Genomic DNA, 18,278 nt, shown 5'->3' on the forward strand with positions numbered 1-18,278 from the left:
CGACGGACCGCGCCGAAGCGCGACGATGGGCGCGACCCTAGATCCCCCGCCCGGTGCACTCCAATGAGTTCGACTGGTGAATCCATGAGGCGAAGGAATGGGCGACCGTCGGCCCTCGGCTTGTTCGCGCAGCCTACCTTCATCAAGATGCGAGCGAGCAGGACGCCCTCATGAGACGATCGTTCACGCCGACCCTGTCGGAACTGCAAGCTTTCGGCGCCTGCGCGAACAGCGGCTCGGTCACCGCGGGGGCGCTCCAGCTGGGGCTGACGCAAAGCGCCGTCAGCCGCTCGCTCGCCTCGCTGGAGGCGCGGCTCGGTGTCGAACTCTTTCATCGCGTGCGCGGGCGGCTGGTGATCTCGGATGCGGGCCGGGCCATGCTGCGCGACACGGAGCGCATCCTCACGGACCTCAATGCCAGCGCCCTGACGGTGATGTCCTTCGGCGACAAGATGCGCGTGCTGCGTCTCGCCGTGCTGCCGACCTTCGGCACAAGCTGGCTCATCCCGCGCCTCGCCGGGTTTCATCGCCTGTCGCCCGGCCTCTCCATCGACCTGGCCGCGCGCCTCGCACCCGTGGATTTCGAACGCGAACCGTTCGACGCCGCGATCCAGCGAACCGAACTGGCGGGGCCGGGAACGGATGTCGTTCCCCTGGCGGAGGAAACGCTCATTGCGGTCGCGCTCCCGTCCTTGCTGCCCGAGGACGGCGAGTCCCCCCTGAGCGACGCGGCGATCGCAGGGCTGCCGCTGCTTCAGCAATCGACCCGGCCCGAACTCTGGCTGGATTGGTTCACGGATGCCGGGCTCGATCCCATCGCCATCTTGCGCGGGGCACGCTTCGAACATTTCGGCATGGTGCTGGCGGCGGCGCGAGCCGGGCTCGGCGTCGCGCTGGTGCCGGACCTGCTGGCGGCGGACGATCTTGCGGAAGGCCGTCTGCGCAAGGTCTCCTCGCGCGTCCTGCCCGGTCGGTCGCGTTACGCCCTGATCTGCCCCGCTCGAAGTCGGGCGAACACGACGCTGAAGAGCTTTCGCGACTGGCTCGAGGCCGAGGCGGCGGTACGATAGCGGCTTCTCAGACCACCCCCGCCGCCTCGCGCCCGGCGATCCGGCCGAGCGTGACGGCGGTCAGGAGTCCGTTGCCGGAGAGATAACCGGACGCCTTGGAGCCCGAAACGCCGCATGCCGCGCCGCCCGCCGCGAAGAGATTGGGGACCGGCGCGCCGCCTCGCGTCACCACACGCGCCTTCTCATCCACCACGAGCCCGCCCTGCGTGTGAAACAGCGCGCCGGTGACGCGCACCGCCTTCAAGGGGGCCTTGAGGGGAGCCACGCCGGAAAAGTCGCGCCCGAACGGGTCGCTCGAACGGCTCGCCTTCATGGCCTCGACCTCGGCGGCCGTCGCGCTCAAGCGCTCCGCATCGACGCCGATGCGCTGGGCGAGCTCGGCGAAGGAGGCGGCTTCGACGACGGTGTTCAGGCTCTCGGCGCGCCGGAAATCCTCGAACTGGCGGCAGATCGCCGCGATACGCTCGTCGAACACGACAAAGGCCGTGGCCTCGGGTTGCCGAAGAACCTCCGCGGCCTGTTCGGAATAGCCCTTGGCTTCGTTCGAGAAGCGTTCGCCCGCCCGGTTCACCTGGAACCCACCCTCGGTGATCGCCGCCCAGGTGATGAGGATGCCGGCGGGATGGGCGACGGAACCATGCCCCTGATAGCCGGAGAGGTGGCGCAGACGCGCCCCGAGCGCCTCGCCCCACAGCACGGCCTCGCCTCGATTGCCTTCGTGGCCGAAGTAATGGGCCTGTGCCATCTCGGGAATGTCGCGCGTGACCAGCGCCTTGTTGCCGCCATAGCCGTTGCAGGCCAGCACCAGCGCCCTGGCCCCCAAAGTCTCGCGCGTTCCGTCCGGCCGCGCCGATCGGAGGCCCGTCATCCGCCCCGAATAGTCGCGAAACAGCGTCTCCACCGTGGAATCGCACAGGATGTCGCATCCGGCCCCCTCGGCGGCCTCGCGCAGGGCGTCCACGAGTTCCTGGCCCGAGCGCAAGGGCAGGCCATGCATCCGCCGGCGGGAATGGCCCGGATAGGAGAAGTCCGGAATGACCGAGAAGGGCAGGCCGTAGCGATCGGCGAGCCATTCCACCGTCGGCCCCGCCGTCTCCGAGACGAGACGGACCAACGCTTCGTCCGGCTCACCCTCGGCCTTGCGCATGATGTCCTCGGCAAAGCGGGGGGCGTCGTCCTCGATCCCCCCTTCGCGCTGCCAACGCGTTCCCGCCGCCGGGATGAGGCCGGCGGACAAGGCCGTCGAGCCGGCGGGGACGGCGTCCCGCTCCAAGATCACGACACTGCCCGCACCCGCCTCGCGGGCGCTCAGGCCCGCGATCAGACCGGCCGCCCCGGCGCCGACGACGACCACATCCACCTCGACCTCGAAGGATGCCGCGTTCCGACTTTCGATGGATGCCATTTGCCTGAACCTTCGCCTTGTCGGCCGCCCCTTGCGCCTGTCTTAAAAACAAGCCTATCCTGTCCTAAAAATAAGACAAGCCAACAAGGGCCGTCAGCGGCGACGGCAGAAGGCGTGAGGATGACGAGCGCAAACGAGGACCCGGTATCGCGAGATGCGCAACGGCCAGGTGCGCCGCGCACGCTTCTCGACAAGCTGTGGGACATGCATGTCGTGACCCGGCGCGAGGACGGCGTCGACCTCCTGTGGATCGACCGCCACCTCCTGCACGAGGGCTCCTTCCACGCCTTCGACAAATTGGCGGCGCGCGGGGCGCAGGTGTCGCGGCCGGACCTCACGTTTGCGGTGACGGACCATTACATCCCCACCCGCTCCGATTCGCCCGGCGCCCGCGATCCGGCGGTGGCCGACATCATACGAAAGCTCGCGGACAACACGCGGCGCAGCGGCATCCGCCTGTTCGGCCCCGGCGACTGGCGCCAGGGCATCGTCCACGTCACGGCGCCCGAACAGGGGCTGACGCTGCCCGGCCTGACCATGGTCTGCGGCGATTCCCACACCGCCACGCATGGTGCGCTGGGCGCCCTCGCCTTCGGAATCGGCGCGTCCGAGGTCGCCCATGTCCTGATGACTCAGACTCTTTGGCAGCGGCGGCCGAAGCGCATGCGGATCGACGTAAGCGGGCGGCTGGGCGAGGGGGTCACGGCCAAGGACCTCGCGCTTTCGATCATCGCGCGCATCGGCGCGGACGGTGCGGCGGGCCACGCGGTGGAATATGCCGGCGAGGCCGTGCGCACGCTCTCGGTGGAGGGACGCCTGACTCTGTGCAACTTGTCCATCGAGGCGGGCGGGCGCAGCGGAATGGTGGCGCCGGACGAGACCACGATCGCCTTCCTGCGCGGGCGCCCGTTCGCCCCGCAAGGGGAGGCCTTCGAGCGAGCGGCGGAGATCTGGATGAGGCTTGCCTCCGATCCGGGCGCCGCCTTCGATCGGGAGGTGACGATCGAGGGGCGCGACATCGCGCCGAGCGTCACATGGGGCATCAGCCCCGAAGACACGCTGCCCATCGACGCGGCGGTGCCCGATCCCGCGCGGGCCGCGGACGAAGGACGGGCTGCCCACATCCGCGCGGCGCTGGACTATATGGGCCTCGTCGCCGGGCGCCCCCTGGAAGAGATCGCGATCGACCGGGTCTTCATCGGCTCCTGTACCAACAGCCGGGTGGAGGATCTGCGCGCCGCAGCCGCCGTCCTTTCGGGCCGCAGCGCCAAGGTTCCGGGTCTCGTCTCGCCCGGCTCGGCCGAGGTCAAGCGGCAATGCGAGGCGGAGGGTCTCGATCGCATCTTCATCGAGGCGGGGCTCGAATGGGTCGGCGCGGGATGCTCCATGTGCGTGGGCATGAATGGCGACATCGTCCCGCCCGGCGAGCGCTGTGCCTCCACCACCAACCGCAATTTCAAGGGCCGTCAGGGCCCTGGCGCGCGCACGCATCTGATGTCGCCAGCCATGGTCGCGGCCGCGGCCGTCACCGGCCGTCTGACCGATGTGCGGCGTCTGTCGCAGGCAGGCCGAGCATGACCCCTTTCAACCGGCTCCGCGCCATCGCCTGCCCCTTGCCCTATTCGAGCATCGACACCGATCAGCTCATTCCGGCGCGCTTCATGAAGCGTTCGCGCGCGGAGGGCTACGGCGACTTTCTCCTCCGCGACCTGAGATTCGATGAGGCGGGCGCCCTCGTCGCCGACTTCCCCTTGAATGCGCCGAACGCCAGGAATGCCGAAATCCTCGTGACGCGCCGTAACTTCGGCGCCGGCTCCTCGCGCGAGGCGGCTGTCTATGCGCTGGTCGACTACGGCATCCGTTGCGTGATCGCACCGAGCTTCGGCGACATCTTCGCCAGCAACGCCGTCAATAATGGCCTGCTGCCCGCGCGCGTCACGGAAGCGGAGGCCGAAGCGCTGATCGAGACACTGACGGTGGGCGGACGCGACCTCGTCGTGGATCTCGCGGCACGCCGCATCGAGGCGGCCGGACAGGCGATCGACTTCGCCGTCGAGCCGGTCTGGCGCACCAAGCTTCTCAACGGCTGGGACGACCTCGACCTGACGGCAAGCTACGGCGAGGCGATCGCGGCCTTCGCTGTGCAGGACCGCGTCCTGCGCCCATGGGCGGCGCCATCCACAATTCCGGACGATTTCTAGACCGGACAGAAGATGTCCGATTGACAGGACAGGTTTGGGATGAAACTTTGATCTCGAACCGGCGGAGATCAGCATGACGGCTCGCCCAGCCCCCCATTCCAGCGAACCGCGCAAGTCGCAGGTCGCCTTCCTGCATCTGCGGGACCGCATCCTGTCCGGCGACTATTCGGCGGGCATGCGCATGGCGAGCGAGCCCGACCTCGCCGCCAGCCTCGGCGTGTCGCGCGCCACGATCCGCAGCGCGCTCGACATGCTGGCCAAGGACGGGCTGGTCGAGCGTCGACCGGGCTCGGGAACCTTCGTGCGCCTCGTGGCCGGTCAGAACGCGATCGTGGCCGACTTCTCCAACGTCTTCACTCACCTGGTCGAGATGGGACGGCGGACGGACGTGAAGCTTCTCGCCTTCCATTACACATCGCCGACGCCAGCCGTGGCCGAGGCGCTCGGGCTCCGGCGCGGCGAGCGGGTGCAGCGCACGGTGCGTGTGCGCATCGCGGACGGTAAGCCCTTCTCCTACCTCGTGACCTACGTGCCCGAGCGGATCGGGGTCTCCTATTCGGAGGCGGACCTGCGCTCGACGCCGCTCCTGGAACTGCTGGAGCGATCGGGCGCGCGCGTCGTCAGCGGTCGGCAGACGGTGGGCGCGGCCCTGGCCGGCCCCGAGATCGCGGCCGAGCTCGGCATCGAGACGGGTTCGGCGCTCCTTTCCATCACGCGTATCGTCGAGGACGACCAGGGTCGAGGCGTCGAGTATCTCTACGGCCTCTACCGGCCGGACCTCTACGTCCTCCAGCTCGATCTGGAGCGCACTCGCGAGGGCGACGCCATGCGCTGGCAGGCGAAGTCTCCCACCCTTTCGCGCGAGGGAGGCCCTGCGCGAGACGCCTCGGACCCGCCCCTCAAGCCCCGGAAGATCACGCGATGACGACGTATACGCCCAGGATCAGCCGCCGTGCCGTCGTCGCAGGCGGAGCCGCCCTGGTCGGTGGTCTCGCGATGCCGGGCCTTGTGCGGGCGGCGGCCGAGAGCATCAAGATCGGTGTTCTCCAACCCGTCACCGGCAATCTCGCGATGGACGGCGCCTACGGCAAGCTGGGCGCGGAACTCGCGATCGCCGCGATCAATGCCTCGGGTGGCATCAAGGCGCTGGGCGGGCGGCCCCTCGAAATGGTGTTCGGCGATGCCCGCTCCAGCCCGGAGGCCGGGTCGCAGGAAGTGGAGCGCATGCAGTCCGCCGGGGTCGCGGCCGTGGTCGGCGGCTTCGCCAGCCCGATCTGCCTCACGGCCAGCCAAGCGGCGGCGCGGTACAACCTGCCGTACCTCGTCGATGTCGGCGTATCGGATCAGATCGTCGCGCGGGGGCTCACAAACACCTTCCGCTTCTCGCCGGGCTTCGGCATCTGCACGAAGGCCGCGATCGACAATCTCGTGCGCATCAACAAGGACGCCGGCAACCCGGCGCGAACAATCGTGCTCGTCCACGAGGACGGCCTCTTCGGTTCCGGGCTCGCCAAGCTCATGGCGACGGAGCTCCCCAAGCACGGGTTCGAGATCCTCGACACGATCGCCCATCCGACGCCCGCCCGCGACATGTCGAACGTCGCCCTGCGCATCCGTTCGCTCAAGCCGGATCTCCTCATTCCCTCATCCTATTACGGGGAGACGGTGCTGCTCATGCGCACGCTCCAGCAGCAGCGGGTGCGCACCAAGGGCGTCTACGCCGTCCTCAACGGCGCCGCCTCCAACATCCGCTTCGTCAAGGAGTTCGCCGAGGCGGCCGAGAACGTGATGGACTGCAACCATTGGTGCGATCCGCGCCAGGAAGCGGCACGCGCCCTCATGAAGCAGGTCGCCGAAGCCGGCCGGCCATGGAACTACAATATCGCGTTGAATTACTCAGCGATGCAGTTCCTGGCGGACGGACTCGAGCACGCAGCGTCCCTGGAGCCAGGCGCCGTCAACACGGCGCTCGCCGCTTCCACCTTCGCGTCTCCGATCATGCCCTATGGCCCGACGCGCATGGAGAACGGCCAGAACACGGGCGCGGCTCCGGTCAACACGCAGGTCCAGAAGGGCGAGATCAAGGTCATCTTCCCCCAGGAATTCTCCGACGCGAAGCCCGTCTTCCCGGTTCCCTAAGCCTCCGCCGCCGGTCCTTCGGGGCCGGCTTCCCGAACCGGCCGAGGATCTGACATGTATTCCCCAGACATCATCGTCGAAGCCGTCATCAACGGGCTTCTGAACGGCGCGATCTATGCGCTGATCGCGCTGGGCCTGACGTTGGTCTACGGCGTTCTGCACATCATCAACTTCGCCCACGGTGCCCTTCTGGCGGCAGCGATGTTCGCGGTCCTCATCCTGAACAGGACCACGGGCCTCGACCCCTACATGCTTGTCCTGGTGCTGACGCCCGCCTTCTACGGCGCTGGATACGCTCTTCAGCGCTTCATCATCGGGCCGTCGAGCCATGGGTCCGACGAGAACATCCTTCTCGTCACGCTGGGACTGTCCATCATCATCGAGAACCTTCTTCTGGCCGGCTTCGGCTCGGAGATGCGCTCGCTCAACACGGGTCATTCCTTCGACGTCTACGAGCTGGGCCCCTATCTCCTCTCGACCGCCAGGGTCTGGAGCGCGCTGGGTTCGCTGCTCACCGCCGCCGTCCTCTGGCTCATCCTGGCGCGCAGCGACACCGGCCGGGCGATCCGCGCCGTCGCCAAGGAGAAGGTCGGCGCAGCGCTCCAGGGCATCGATGTGAAGCACATCTACGCCGTCACCTTCGGGCTGGGCTGCGCGTGTCTCGCGATTGCCGCCTGCCTCCTTCTGCCGACCTTCTACGTGAACCCGCGCATCGGCAACACCTTCGTCCTGGTCGCCTTCACGATCGTGGTCCTGGGCGGCATGGGCTCGATCGTCGGGGCGCTGGTCGGCGGCCTCATCGTCGGCGTCGTGGAAAGCCTGAGCGGCCTGATCCTGGGCGAGAGCCTCGGTCAGATCGGCATCTTCCTGATCTTCATCCTCACGCTCCTGCTGCGTCCGGCGGGCCTGTTCGGAGCCCGCGCATGAAAGGCCGTCCCTTTCTCGCCCCCCTCGGGCTCGTCGCCCTCCTGGCTCTCGCGCCGATCGTCACGCAATCCAACGTCGTACTCAACTTTCTCATCGTGACGTTGATCATCTCGATCGTCGCGCAGGCCTGGAACCTTCTGGGCGGCTTCGGCGGGCAGTTCTCCTTCGGTCACGCCGCCTTCTTCGGGGCAGGGGCCTATGTCTCGGCCCTGTGTCAGATGCGGCTGGGGCTGGACGCGTGGAGCGGGCTGGCCGTCGCCGTCGCCGCCGGTGCGGCGCTCGCGTGGAGCATCGGTTTCCTGGCCTTCCGTGCCGGGCTGCGGGGCTCGTATTTCGCCCTCGTCACGCTGGCCTTCGCGGAGGTGTTCCGCGTCCTGACGAACGCGCTCGATGTCACGGGTGGCGCGGCCGGGCTGCTGCTGCCCCTGAAGATCGGGGCCGGCAACCTTCAGTTTTCCGACCGGACCGTCTTCTACTGGCTGGTCCTGCTCGTCGTGGCGGCCGGTCTCCTCGGCATGGCCGCGATCCGCCGCTCGCGCTTCGGCGCCCACCTGGTGGCCCTGCGCGAGAACGAGGAAGCGGCGAGCGCGCTCGGCGTCGACGTCCTGTCGGTCAAGCTCAAGGCGATGGCGCTGTCCGGGGGGCTCGCCGCGGCCGCCGGCGTCCTCTACCTCCAGAACTTCCTCTACATCGATGCGCAGGTCGCCTTCGGAAGCTGGATCTCGGTCGAGGCGCTGCTCGCCAGCATCGTCGGCGGCCTCGGCACGGTCCTGGGGCCCGTCCTGGGCGCCCTCGCTCTCCACGGCCTGGGCGAACTCGCCAAGGCGATGGTCGGCGGCGTGCCGGGCATCGACCTCGCCTTCTACGGCGCCGTCCTCCTCGTCGCGATCGCCTTCATGCCCGGCGGGCTCATCGGCCTCGCCAGGCGCCGGCACGTGCCCGGTCGCCAGCCCGGGCAGCTTTCCTCTCGAAAGGTGGTCTGATGCTGGAGGTTCGATCCGTCGGCAAGCGCTTCGGTGGCCTCCAGGCCATCAAGGACGCGAGCTTCACCGTCGAGACAGGCTCCATCACCGGCCTGATCGGACCGAACGGCGCGGGCAAGACCACGCTCTTCTCGATCGTCGCGGGCAGTTTCGGGCCGACCACGGGCCAAGTGTTCTTCGAGGGCAAGGACATCACCAACCGTCCCGCCCACGTCCTCGCCCGGCACGGGATCGGGCGCACCTTCCAGATCGTGAAACCCTTTGCAGGGCTGTCGATCATCGAGAACGTCACGGTCGGCGCCTTTCTGTGGCACCGCGATCGTACCGCGGCCGAGCATCTGGCGCGGGACGTCGCCGGGCGCGTCGGCCTGACGGGCGATCTCGACCGGCCGGCCTCGGACCTGACGGTCGCGGGCCGCAAGCGGCTGGAGGTTGCGAAGGCACTGGCGACGGAGCCGCGCCTCCTTCTGCTCGACGAGGTTCTGGCCGGGCTCAACCCGTCCGAGATCCGCGACATCATCCCGGTCATCCGCTCGCTCCGCGACGCGGGCGTGACCATCCTCATGACCGAGCACGTCATGCAGGCCGTGGTGAGCCTGTGCGATCGCGTGCATGTCCTGGCGCAGGGACGGATCGTCTCGACCGGCACACCCGCGGAGGTCGTCGCCGACCCCGCGGTCATCGAGGCCTATCTCGGACCGGGGGCCGCCGCGCGCCTCGCTCCGACGCGGAGCCCCGCCCATGCTTGAGGTCCGCGGCCTGAAGGCCGGCTACGGCGGCACCGAAATCCTGCGTGGCGTCGATCTCGACGTGCGCGACGGCGAGATCGTCACCGTGCTCGGCTCCAACGGCGTCGGCAAGACGACGCTGAACATGGTCCTGTCGGGGCTGACGCCAGCGCGCGGCGGCGACGTCCGCTTCTACGGGGAGACCATCACCAACTGCCGTCCCTGCCAGATCGTGGCGGCCGGACTGATCCAGGTGCCCGAGGGCCGTCGCGTCTTTCCCAACCTGCGGGTGCGCGAGAATCTCGAACTCGGCTCTTACGGACGCGGGAAGCGCAACCGCGCGGCCAATCTGGCGCGCGTCTTCGAGACATTCCCCCGGCTGAAGGAGCGCGAGAGCCAGATTGCCGGCACCCTGTCGGGCGGCGAGCAGCAGATGCTGGCCATTGGCCGCGGCCTGATGGCTGAACCGCGCCTTCTCATTCTCGACGAACCCTCGCTCGGCCTGTCGCCCCTTCTGGTGGAGGAAATGTTCGACCTCATCCGCCGCCTGAACGCGCAGGGGCTCGCCATCATGTTGGTGGAGCAGAACGTCGTGCAGTCGCTGGAGATCGCCGGACGGGCCTACGTGATCGAGAACGGCGAGGTCGCGATCTCGGGCTGCGCAGCCTCCGTCGCCGAAAACCCCGAACTTCGAAAAACCTATCTCGGGCTCTGAACACGCCCAGCCGATTACGAGGAAAGTCCTGATGTCGTTGAAACATCGCCTCCGCGAGGAGGGCGTCGTCGTCGCGCCCGGCGTCTATGACGCGATGAGCGCCCTCCTGGCCGCCAGGGCCGGCTTCCCCACACTCTACGTTTCGGGTGCGGGCGTCGCCTACACCAGGCTCGGGCGTCCCGACATCGGCCTCGTCTCCATGACGGAGATGGCCGAAACCGTCGCGCTGATCCGTGACCGCGTGGATGCCACGCTGATCGTCGATGCCGACAACGGCCACGGCAACGCGCTCAACGTGCAGCGCACGCTGCGCCTCTTCGAGCGGGCCGGCGCCAATGCCCTGCAACTGGAGGACCAGAGCCTGCCCAAGCGCTGCGGGCATCTGGCGGGCAAGTCCCTGATCTCGGCACAGGAGATGGTCGGCAAGGTGAAGGCGGCCATTGATGCGCGCGCCAGCGAAGAGACGCTGCTGATCGTGCGCACCGACGCCATCGCGGTCGAGGGTTTCGAGGCGGCGCTGGATCGCGCCCACCTCTACGAGGAGGCGGGGGCGGACGTCCTCTTCATCGAGGCTCCGCGCGACCGCGAGGAGTTGGCGAAGGTCGGCGCGGCCTTCGCCGGCCGGATCCCGCTTCTGGCCAACATGGTGGAGGGCGGCACGACGCCCCTTCATTCGGCCGACGACCTCGGCGCGCTCGGTTTCAAAATCGTCATCTTTCCCGGCGGCATCGTGCGCGCCGTGGCTCGCTCGGCGGAGGACTACTACGCCTCGCTCGCCCAGCATCGGACGAACCGGCCCTTCGCCGGTCGCATGAAGGATTTCGACGGGCTGAACGCGAGCATCGGGACGCCCGAGCTTCTGGCGCTCGGAGAGACCTATTCCGGCGAGGCCTCGCGCAAAACGGGAGAAGCGGCATGAGTGCGATCGACCCGGTGACCCTTGCCGTCCTCAAGGGACGGCTCGAACAGATCGCCGACGAGATGGACGCGACCCTCTGCCGCTCGGCCTTCAACCCGATCATCGCCGAGGCGCGCGACGCCTGCCACGGGCTCTACCATGCCACGACCGGCGACACCCTGGTGCAGGGCACGACGGGCCTGCCGATCTTCGTGGGCGCCATGTCCTTCGCCGTGCGCGCGGTCATCGACAAGGTCGAGCGCGAGGGCGGGCTGGAGCCGGGCGACACGTTCCTCTTCAACGATCCCTATTGCGGCGGCACCCACCTCAACGACTTCCGCCTCGTGCGGCCCGTGTTCCGTGACGGCGCGCTGTTCTGCTGGCTCGCCTCGGTCGGCCACTGGCTCGACATCGGCGGCAATGTCGCGGGCGGCTACAACCCGAAGGCCACCGAGAGCTTCCAGGAGGGCGTGCGCTTCCCGCCCGTGAAGCTGATCGCGGCGGGGCGCTTGAGTGGCGACGTCATCGCCATCCTGGAGGCCAATTCGCGCGTGCCGCGCTCCAACTGGGGCGATCTCAACGGCCAGCTCAACGCGCTGGATCTGGGCGAAGGGCGCCTGTTCGCCCTGCTCGACCAGTACGGCACGGCCGTGATCCGCAGCGCCTTCGACATCTTCTCCGACCGCGCCGAGACCATGATGCGCTCGGCCATCGCCACGCTCCGGCCCGGCCGTTATGCCTTCGAGGACGTGCTGGACAATGACGGCATCATCGACGAGCCGCTGACCATCGCCCTCGACCTGACGGTGGAGGACGGCACCATGGTGCTCGACTTCTCCCGCTCCTCGGCGCCCGTGCTCGGACCCATCAACATTTCCTACGCGACCTCGGTCGCCGCTTGCTACGTCGCGCTCAAGCACGTCTTCGTCGAAGTTCCGGCCAATGCCGGCTGCCTCAGGCCGATCCGCTTCGTCATTCCTGAGACGACGCTGCTCGCGGCCAAGGCCCCGAAGCCGATGGCGGGTTACACCGAGACCATCCTGCGCCTCATCGGCGTGATCCTGGGGGCGCTGGCACAGGCCGACCCGGCCCGCGCCACCGCCGCGCCGTTCGGCACCATCAACGCCCTGTCGATGTCCGGATTTCGCGGGGACGGCAGCCGCTGGGTGATGTTCTCGTTCTTCGGCGGCGGCCTGGGCGGCAATCCGCAGTCGGACGGGCTGAACCACGCCAACAGCCCGATCTCCACGGCGACCATTCCGCCCGCCGAGATCATGGAGGCGGCCTATCCCGTGATGTTCACCCAGTGGGCGCTGCGGCCGGATTCGGCCGGTGCCGGGGAGCACCGTGGCGGGGTCGGCGCCGTCTACGAAATCGAGCTCCTGGAGGCGGCGGACGTGGCGCTCCTCGGCGAGCGCGGCAAGGTCGCGCCGTTCGGCGTCTCCGGGGGCGGACCGGCCGCGCTCAACCGCTTCGGCTGGACGGGCGGCGGCGGCGGCGGCACGCCTCCCATGGTCTCCAAGATCACGGACCTGAAAGTCGGTCGGGGCGAGCGCATCCGGCTGGAGACGCCGGGCGGCGGCGGCTGGGGCGATCCGCTCTCGCGCGATCCGCAGGCGGTCGCCCGCGACGTGCGCCTCGGCTTCGTCAGCCGGCAGACGGCGCTCGGGACCTATGGCCTCGCCATCGGCGAGGACGGGACGTTCGAAGCCGCCCGAACGCGCGGCCCGCGCCAGGGAGAAGCTGCATGACCGCGCTCGGACGGATCGTCGGCGTCGATGTGGGTGGCACCTTCACCGACCTCTTCTACTACGACGAGGAGGCCCGCGCCTTCCGAACCGCCAAGGTTTCCTCGAACAGAGGCGACGAGGCCGTGGGCTTCCTTCAGGGGCTCCGGAGCTTCGGGGCGGTGGCCGGGCTGACCTCGGTCGTGCACGGCACGACGGTCGGCACCAACGCGCTCCTGGAGCGGAAGGGCGCCCGGGTCGGGCTCATCACCACGCGCGGCTTCCGCGACGTCCTGGAGATGCGTCGCCGCGACCGGCGCAACACCTGGGGCCTCTGGGGTGACTTCGTGCCCGTGGTGGAGCGCGACATGCGCCTGGAGGTCGATGAGCGGACGCTGGCCGACGGCACGATCCGCGAATCCGTCGACGAGGCGGAGGTCGAGGCCGTGGCGCGCCAGCTTCTGGCGCAAGGCGCCGAGGCCCTCGCGATCGTCTTCGTCAACGCCTATGCCAACCCGGCAAACGAGATGCGCGCCCTGAAGGCCGCGGCCCGGGTCTGGCCCAACGGCTCCCTCGTCGCCTCGACCCAGATCCTGCCGGAGATTCGCGAGTTCGAGCGTACCTCGACCACGGTCCTCAACGCCTATCTCCAGCCGGTGGTCGGCGGCTATCTCGGCAAGCTCGACGCGGCGCTGCGCGAAGACGGCTTCGAAGGCACGTTCCACATCGTGCAGTCCAACGGCGGCGCGATGTCGACCGACACGGCCCGCAGGCTGCCCGTGCGCACCGCCCTGTCCGGCCCCGCTGCCGGCGTCATCGCGGCGGCGGCCATCGCCGAAGCCGCCGGCTTCCCGAACATCATCACCGGCGATCTCGGCGGCACTTCCTTCGACGTCTCGCTGGTGGCCGACAGCAGGACCGCGCTGGCCGCCCAGACGACGATCGACTTCGGCCTGGTCATCCGCACGCCGATGATCGAGATCTCGACGATCGGCGCGGGCGGCGGCTCCATCGCCCATGTGGATGCCGGCGGCATGCTGCAGGTCGGCCCGGAAAGCGCCGGCTCGCGGCCCGGCCCGGTCTGCTACGGCGCGGGCAACGACCGGCCGACGCTGACCGACGCCAATGTCGTGCTCGGCCGCATCAACGCCGAGCGGCCGATCGGCTCCACGGGCCGCACGCTCGACGTCGAGGCCGCGCGCAGCGCCATCGAGCGCCATGTGGCCAGGCCGCTGGGCCTCGGCACGATGGAGGCGGCCGAGGCGATCGTCCGCATCGCCGACGCGCGCATGGCCGGGGCCATCCGCCTCGTCTCGATCGAACGCGGCCACGATCCAGCCGATTTCGCCGCCGTGCCCTTCGGCGGCGGCGGCGCGCTCCATGCCGGCGCCCTCGTCAAGGACGTTGGCCTCCGGGCCGCGCTCGTCCCGCGCTTCCCGGGCGTCACCTCGGCACTCGGCTGCGTCATCGCCGACGTTCGCCATGACCAGGTCCGGACCGTCAACCTCCTCCTGTCGGACCTCGACGCCGTGGCGCTGGTGACCCGGATGCGGGCGGAGGGCGAGGCGGCGCGTGCCGTCGTCTCCGCCTCCGGCCTCTTCATCGAACGGCTCGACGTCCTGTTCGAGCTGGACATGCACTATCTCGGCCAGACGCACACGATCGCGGTGCCGATCGCCGCCGAAGCCCTCGGTACGCTCACCGCCGAGGGCGTGGCGGCGGCCTTCCGCGAAGCCTATCGGCGCAGCTACAGCCGCCTTCTCGACGGGATCGACGCCAAGATCGTCAATCTGCGCACCAGCGCCGTCGGGCGGCGCCCGCGCTTCGAGCTATCGGCTCTGGCGCCCGGGGACGACGCCTCGCTGGAGGCGGCGCGCCGCCCCGCCCGGCCCGTCTGGTTCGACGGCGCCTGGCATGACACCGCGATCTACGACCGCCTGGCGATCCCGGTCGGCACGGTGATCGAGGGTCCGGCGATCCTGGAGCAGCCGGACGCGACCACGGTCGTCAATCCCGGCCTCTGCGCCCGCGTCGATGCGCTCGGCAATCTGGTCATCGCGGTCTGCGCATGAGCCTCTCCCTTCCCCCGATGGAGCGGCGGGCCTTCCTGCTCGTCGATCTCCAGAACGACTTCCTCCATCCTGACGGGGCCTATGCCAGGGGGGGCGCCCGGTCGGCGGACATCGCCGCGCTGCCGGCGCGTCTCGCCCCGCTCGCCCGAAGCTTTCGCGCGAAAGGCGGGCTCGTCGTCTCGACGCTCTTCACCCTCGTTCCGGGGCGCGGCGGCGACCCGATCGTCTCGCCGCATCTCCGGGCGCTTCGGCCCTTCCTGCGCAAAGGGGACTTCGCGCCTGGTTCCTGGGGCCAGAAGCTCGTCGATGAGCTGGGGCCGGAGGATGTCGCGGTGGAGAAGATCGCCTATTCGGCCTTCTACATGAGCCGGCTCGAATGGGTGCTGCGCAAGAGCGGCGTCGAGCATCTGACGGTCGCCGGGATCGTCACCAATGGCGGCGTGGCCTCCACGGTGCGCGAGGCCCATGTGCGTGACTTCGGGCTGACGGTCCTGTCCGATGGATGCGCCGCCTTCTCGACCACCGTCCACGACGAGGCGATGGCGGCGCTACGCCCCGTCGCCGCCGTCACCCCCATCGCCGAGGCCTTGGCCGCGCTCTGAGCCGGTTTCACGCAAGTCCCGATCTTGCGTCGAAGACCCGTGACGGACCAAGGCGCCAAGCCGGGTGAAGCGTTGGCGGCCCAGCGCGCGCCCGCTTGGGACCCGACCCTTCGAGGAGGCTTCCATGCACACGGTGCTCGTGATCGTTCCCTTCCCGATGTCGCCGGACAATCTGGACAAGCGGCGCGCCCAGCTTCGCGCCGTCCGGCTCGGCCCCGACATCGACTTCACCTTCGAGGCCGTGCGCATCGCGCCCGAGACCTACGTCAGCCAGCAGGACATGCTGCTCGCGGATGTCGGCATCCTTCAGGCCGGGCACGACGCCGAGGCACGCGGCTTCGACGCGGTGTGCATCGACACGATGAGCGATTCCGGCATGGCCGCGCTGCGCTCCGTCCTATCGATCCCGGTGATCGGGCCGGGGCGCCACGCCATGCTGCTGGCGCTCAATCTCGGCGAGCGCTTCTCGATCCTGTCCATGTGGGACCGCTGGCGGCCGCTCCATCGCAAGACGCTCGGCGAGCTGGGCCTCGCCGACAAATGTGTTTCCCTGCGCTCGGCCGATCTCGTGCCCAACAACCAGCACCTTCTCGGCGGGCGCGAGGAGGAGGTCTTCCCCGCCCTTCTGGATGCCGGGCGGCGCTGTATCGAGGAGGACGGTGCCGACGTCATCATCCTCGGCTCCACCACGATGCACGAGGCCCACGCCTATCTCGCCGAGCGTCTGCCCGTGCCGGTCATCAATCCCGGCCCGCTGACCTATCGCATGGCGGACGCGGCGCTGAAGCTGCGCCTCCCCCACGCGAGGAGCGCCTATCCCGCGCCGCTGGCGCCCCGGCTCGATCTCTTCGCGGCGATGGCCTGACCCCTTCCCCGACCGACGAAGGCGCCCCATGCCCCGCATCCTCGTGATCAATCCCTTTCCACTCGACGCGGCGGGCGTCGCCCGCCGCGCGGCGCAGGGCGGACAGGTCGCCCTCGACCCCGGCACGGACCTGGTGTTCCGCCCGGTACGGATCGGGCCTACCTCCTTCAGCGGCCCGCAGGACTGGCTTCTCATGGATCTCGGCATCTACGAGGCCGGGCTTTCGGCGGAGGTGGACGGGTTCGATGCCATCGTCATCGACACGATGAGCGATTCCGGCATGGCAGCGCTGCGCTCCGTCCTCACGATTCCAGTGATCGGTCCCGGCAAGGCGTCGATGCTGCATGCCTTGACGCTGGGGCACCGCTTCTCCGCCTCGCCCAGTGGAAACCCGCTCTGCCCCGGTATCGGAAGGTGATGCGGGACTACGGATTCGAACGGCAGTGCGCCTCGGTGCGCTCCTTCGACGTCGAGCCGGACTTCGTGAACCTCACCGAAGGCAAGGAGGACGCGACCTTCCCCCTCATGCTGCGAACGGCCCGCGCCTGCGTCGAGGAGGACGGCGCCGACGTCGTGATCCTCGGCTCCACCACCATGCACGGCGCCGCCGCCTATCTCGCCGAGCATCTGCCCGTACCGGTCGTCAATCCTGGACCGCTCTCCTACAAGCTTGCCGAAACGCTGCTGGCCCTCGACCTCACGCACAGCCGGAACGCCTATCCGAGACCGGAGACGCGCAAGGACGCGTTGGTTCGCGACATCGTCTCGCGCGCCGCAGCCGCACGCTGACGAGACCCGGCCGGGCCGGCCGGTCGCCCTGCTCCAGCGGGGTCCCCGGCATCGCCAGCACGGGCGTGACGCGCGGCAGGATCGGGGCACGCCGTCGCCTGAACGAAGGGGCATGGCTTGCGTTTTGTCCCTCCTGAGGCAGGAGGGTGGATGGTCGCGCGCTGGCGGAGCCGCCCGCGACCGGCACGCGAGAGGGGGATCCGTCATGCCGCAGATCGGCGCCGTTCATCCGAGAGTGTTCCGCGCGGCGGCGTGGCTGTGCGTCGGCGCCCTCGTCTGGCTCTCGTGGATCCCGCGGGACTGGGAGGCGCGGACGTCGCTGCCCGGCCAGTTCGAGCACGCCATCGCCTATTGCGGGACGGCCGGCCTGTTCGTCCTCGGCTTCCACGGGCGGCCCTGGTGGCGCATCGGCCTTCCCCTCGTCGCCCTGGGCGCCGTCCTGGAGATCGGGCAGCTCTGGATTCCCGGCCGGACCGCCCAGTTCATCGATTTCGCGGCGAGCGGCTCGGGGGCCGTCCTCGGCGCCCTGGGCGGCACGGTCCTGGCCCGGCTGCTGATCAGGGGCCGGATCCTGGGGCGCTGACCCTCGGCGGCGGCGGCCGGCTCGCCGGCCCATGTCCGGTCAGGCCTTGCGATGGGAGACGGGCGACGGCTCGGCGTTCCAGAGCAGGGACGTCGCGACGTAGGTCGCCTCGACCGCCACCAGCATCCAGCCGGCATCCGCCAGCACCGTCCCGAAGGACCGCTGCTCCAGCACGCCCTCGAGCCCGATGGCGAGCGCCAGCACCAGGACGATGAGAAGAAGCCCGGGCAGGCGGACGGCTTGACTTGCGGCGGCACCGAGCGAGGCGAAACAGATCAGAAGCATTTCCACACCGACATCAACGCCGACCAGACTACCTAGGTATATGTAGGATACAAGAAGAAATAAAAGGCAGTTTTGTGCTTTGCAACATTTGAGTTGCACTGCAAACGTGGCCGTCACGTCAGGCATAGTCGAGCATCGGGAGCCTGGACCGAGGCAGCGGCCTCCAGGGCGCCGGTCTCCGGGACGATTGGCGCGACCACGGGCGCGGTCCGCCTAGTGGTTGAGGTCTGACGGTTGAGTCCGCGTGGGGTTTTGGTTTGAGGCCTGTCCTGCGAGTCTGGCGGAATGC

Annotated in this window: 19 protein-coding genes; 17 read left to right on the plus strand and 2 right to left on the minus strand. The window is 69.1% G+C overall.

Translation table 11 applies throughout. From position 1 onward, the window contains the following. Positions 1-170 precede the first annotated feature (170 nt). Entirely contained in the window at positions 171-1,070 is a 900-nt protein-coding gene (locus tag AC0IWM_RS20645; RefSeq protein WP_471758054.1) for a LysR substrate-binding domain-containing protein, read from the plus strand. Between the two features lie 7 nt (positions 1,071-1,077). Here the strand turns inward: AC0IWM_RS20645 and AC0IWM_RS20650 are convergent, their stop codons facing one another. Further along, positions 1,078-2,475, minus strand: a complete 1,398-nt coding sequence (locus AC0IWM_RS20650) for an FAD-dependent oxidoreductase (protein ID WP_471758056.1) — start codon at positions 2,473-2,475, stop codon at positions 1,078-1,080. Positions 2,476-2,595: 120 nt separating this feature from the next. Between AC0IWM_RS20650 and leuC the strand changes: the two genes are divergently transcribed. From leuC to AC0IWM_RS20730, 16 genes are all read left to right on the plus strand, one after another. Continuing rightward, positions 2,596-4,053, plus strand: coding sequence for a 3-isopropylmalate dehydratase large subunit (gene leuC / locus AC0IWM_RS20655; protein ID WP_471758096.1), 1,458 nt, complete (start codon positions 2,596-2,598; stop codon positions 4,051-4,053). Continuing rightward, positions 4,050-4,676 carry a 3-isopropylmalate dehydratase small subunit gene (gene leuD, locus AC0IWM_RS20660; RefSeq protein WP_471758058.1) on the plus strand — a complete coding sequence of 209 codons (627 nt, stop codon included), beginning with the start codon at positions 4,050-4,052 and terminating at the stop codon, positions 4,674-4,676. The genes leuC and leuD overlap by 4 nt, the downstream gene beginning before the upstream one ends. 73 nt (positions 4,677-4,749) lie before the next feature. Continuing rightward, positions 4,750-5,601, plus strand: coding sequence for a GntR family transcriptional regulator (locus tag AC0IWM_RS20665; RefSeq protein WP_471758060.1), 852 nt, complete (start codon positions 4,750-4,752; stop codon positions 5,599-5,601). Further along, entirely contained in the window at positions 5,598-6,815 is a 1,218-nt protein-coding gene (locus AC0IWM_RS20670) for an ABC transporter substrate-binding protein (protein WP_471758062.1), read from the plus strand. The genes AC0IWM_RS20665 and AC0IWM_RS20670 overlap by 4 nt, the downstream gene beginning before the upstream one ends. A 54-nt stretch (positions 6,816-6,869) precedes the next feature. After that, positions 6,870-7,742: a branched-chain amino acid ABC transporter permease gene (locus AC0IWM_RS20675; protein WP_471758064.1), complete on the plus strand. Its 873-nt coding sequence runs from the start codon at positions 6,870-6,872 to the stop codon at positions 7,740-7,742. Then, entirely contained in the window at positions 7,739-8,725 is a 987-nt protein-coding gene (locus AC0IWM_RS20680; protein WP_471758066.1) for a branched-chain amino acid ABC transporter permease, read from the plus strand. Before AC0IWM_RS20675 ends, AC0IWM_RS20680 begins: the two co-directional genes overlap by 4 nt. After that, on the plus strand, positions 8,725-9,474 hold the full coding sequence (locus tag AC0IWM_RS20685; RefSeq protein ID WP_471758068.1) for an ABC transporter ATP-binding protein: 750 nt from the start codon (positions 8,725-8,727) through the stop codon (positions 9,472-9,474). Before AC0IWM_RS20680 ends, AC0IWM_RS20685 begins: the two co-directional genes overlap by 1 nt. Beyond that, positions 9,467-10,168 carry an ABC transporter ATP-binding protein gene (locus AC0IWM_RS20690; protein ID WP_471758069.1) on the plus strand — a complete coding sequence of 234 codons (702 nt, stop codon included), beginning with the start codon at positions 9,467-9,469 and terminating at the stop codon, positions 10,166-10,168. The genes AC0IWM_RS20685 and AC0IWM_RS20690 overlap by 8 nt, the downstream gene beginning before the upstream one ends. Before the next feature lie 31 nt (positions 10,169-10,199). Next, on the plus strand, positions 10,200-11,087 hold the full coding sequence (locus tag AC0IWM_RS20695) for an isocitrate lyase/PEP mutase family protein (protein WP_471758071.1): 888 nt from the start codon (positions 10,200-10,202) through the stop codon (positions 11,085-11,087). Beyond that, on the plus strand, positions 11,084-12,817 hold the full coding sequence (locus tag AC0IWM_RS20700; protein ID WP_471758073.1) for a hydantoinase B/oxoprolinase family protein: 1,734 nt from the start codon (positions 11,084-11,086) through the stop codon (positions 12,815-12,817). The genes AC0IWM_RS20695 and AC0IWM_RS20700 overlap by 4 nt, the downstream gene beginning before the upstream one ends. Continuing rightward, positions 12,814-14,865, plus strand: coding sequence for a hydantoinase/oxoprolinase family protein (locus AC0IWM_RS20705; RefSeq protein ID WP_471758075.1), 2,052 nt, complete (start codon positions 12,814-12,816; stop codon positions 14,863-14,865). The genes AC0IWM_RS20700 and AC0IWM_RS20705 overlap by 4 nt, the downstream gene beginning before the upstream one ends. Further along, positions 14,862-15,467 (plus strand): cysteine hydrolase family protein, encoded by a 606-nt coding sequence (locus AC0IWM_RS20710; RefSeq protein ID WP_471758077.1) that lies wholly within the window; start codon positions 14,862-14,864, stop codon positions 15,465-15,467. The genes AC0IWM_RS20705 and AC0IWM_RS20710 overlap by 4 nt, the downstream gene beginning before the upstream one ends. A gap of 124 nt (positions 15,468-15,591) precedes the next feature. Continuing rightward, a complete protein-coding gene (locus AC0IWM_RS20715; RefSeq protein WP_471758079.1) occupies positions 15,592-16,332 on the plus strand; it encodes an aspartate/glutamate racemase family protein in 741 nt (246 codons plus the stop codon). Positions 16,333-16,360: 28 nt separating this feature from the next. Then, entirely contained in the window at positions 16,361-16,750 is a 390-nt protein-coding gene (locus AC0IWM_RS20720; protein ID WP_471758081.1) for an aspartate/glutamate racemase family protein, read from the plus strand. After that, positions 16,750-17,121, plus strand: a complete 372-nt coding sequence (locus tag AC0IWM_RS20725) for an aspartate/glutamate racemase family protein (RefSeq protein WP_471758083.1) — start codon at positions 16,750-16,752, stop codon at positions 17,119-17,121. Before AC0IWM_RS20720 ends, AC0IWM_RS20725 begins: the two co-directional genes overlap by 1 nt. A gap of 205 nt (positions 17,122-17,326) precedes the next feature. After that, positions 17,327-17,704 carry a VanZ family protein gene (locus tag AC0IWM_RS20730; RefSeq protein WP_471758085.1) on the plus strand — a complete coding sequence of 126 codons (378 nt, stop codon included), beginning with the start codon at positions 17,327-17,329 and terminating at the stop codon, positions 17,702-17,704. 39 nt (positions 17,705-17,743) lie between these two features. Here the strand turns inward: AC0IWM_RS20730 and AC0IWM_RS20735 are convergent, their stop codons facing one another. Then, positions 17,744-17,989, minus strand: a complete 246-nt coding sequence (locus AC0IWM_RS20735; RefSeq protein ID WP_471758087.1) for a hypothetical protein — start codon at positions 17,987-17,989, stop codon at positions 17,744-17,746. Positions 17,990-18,278 lie beyond the last annotated feature (289 nt).

The sequence above is a fragment of the Methylobacterium sp. AC433 genome, from assembly GCF_979253015.1.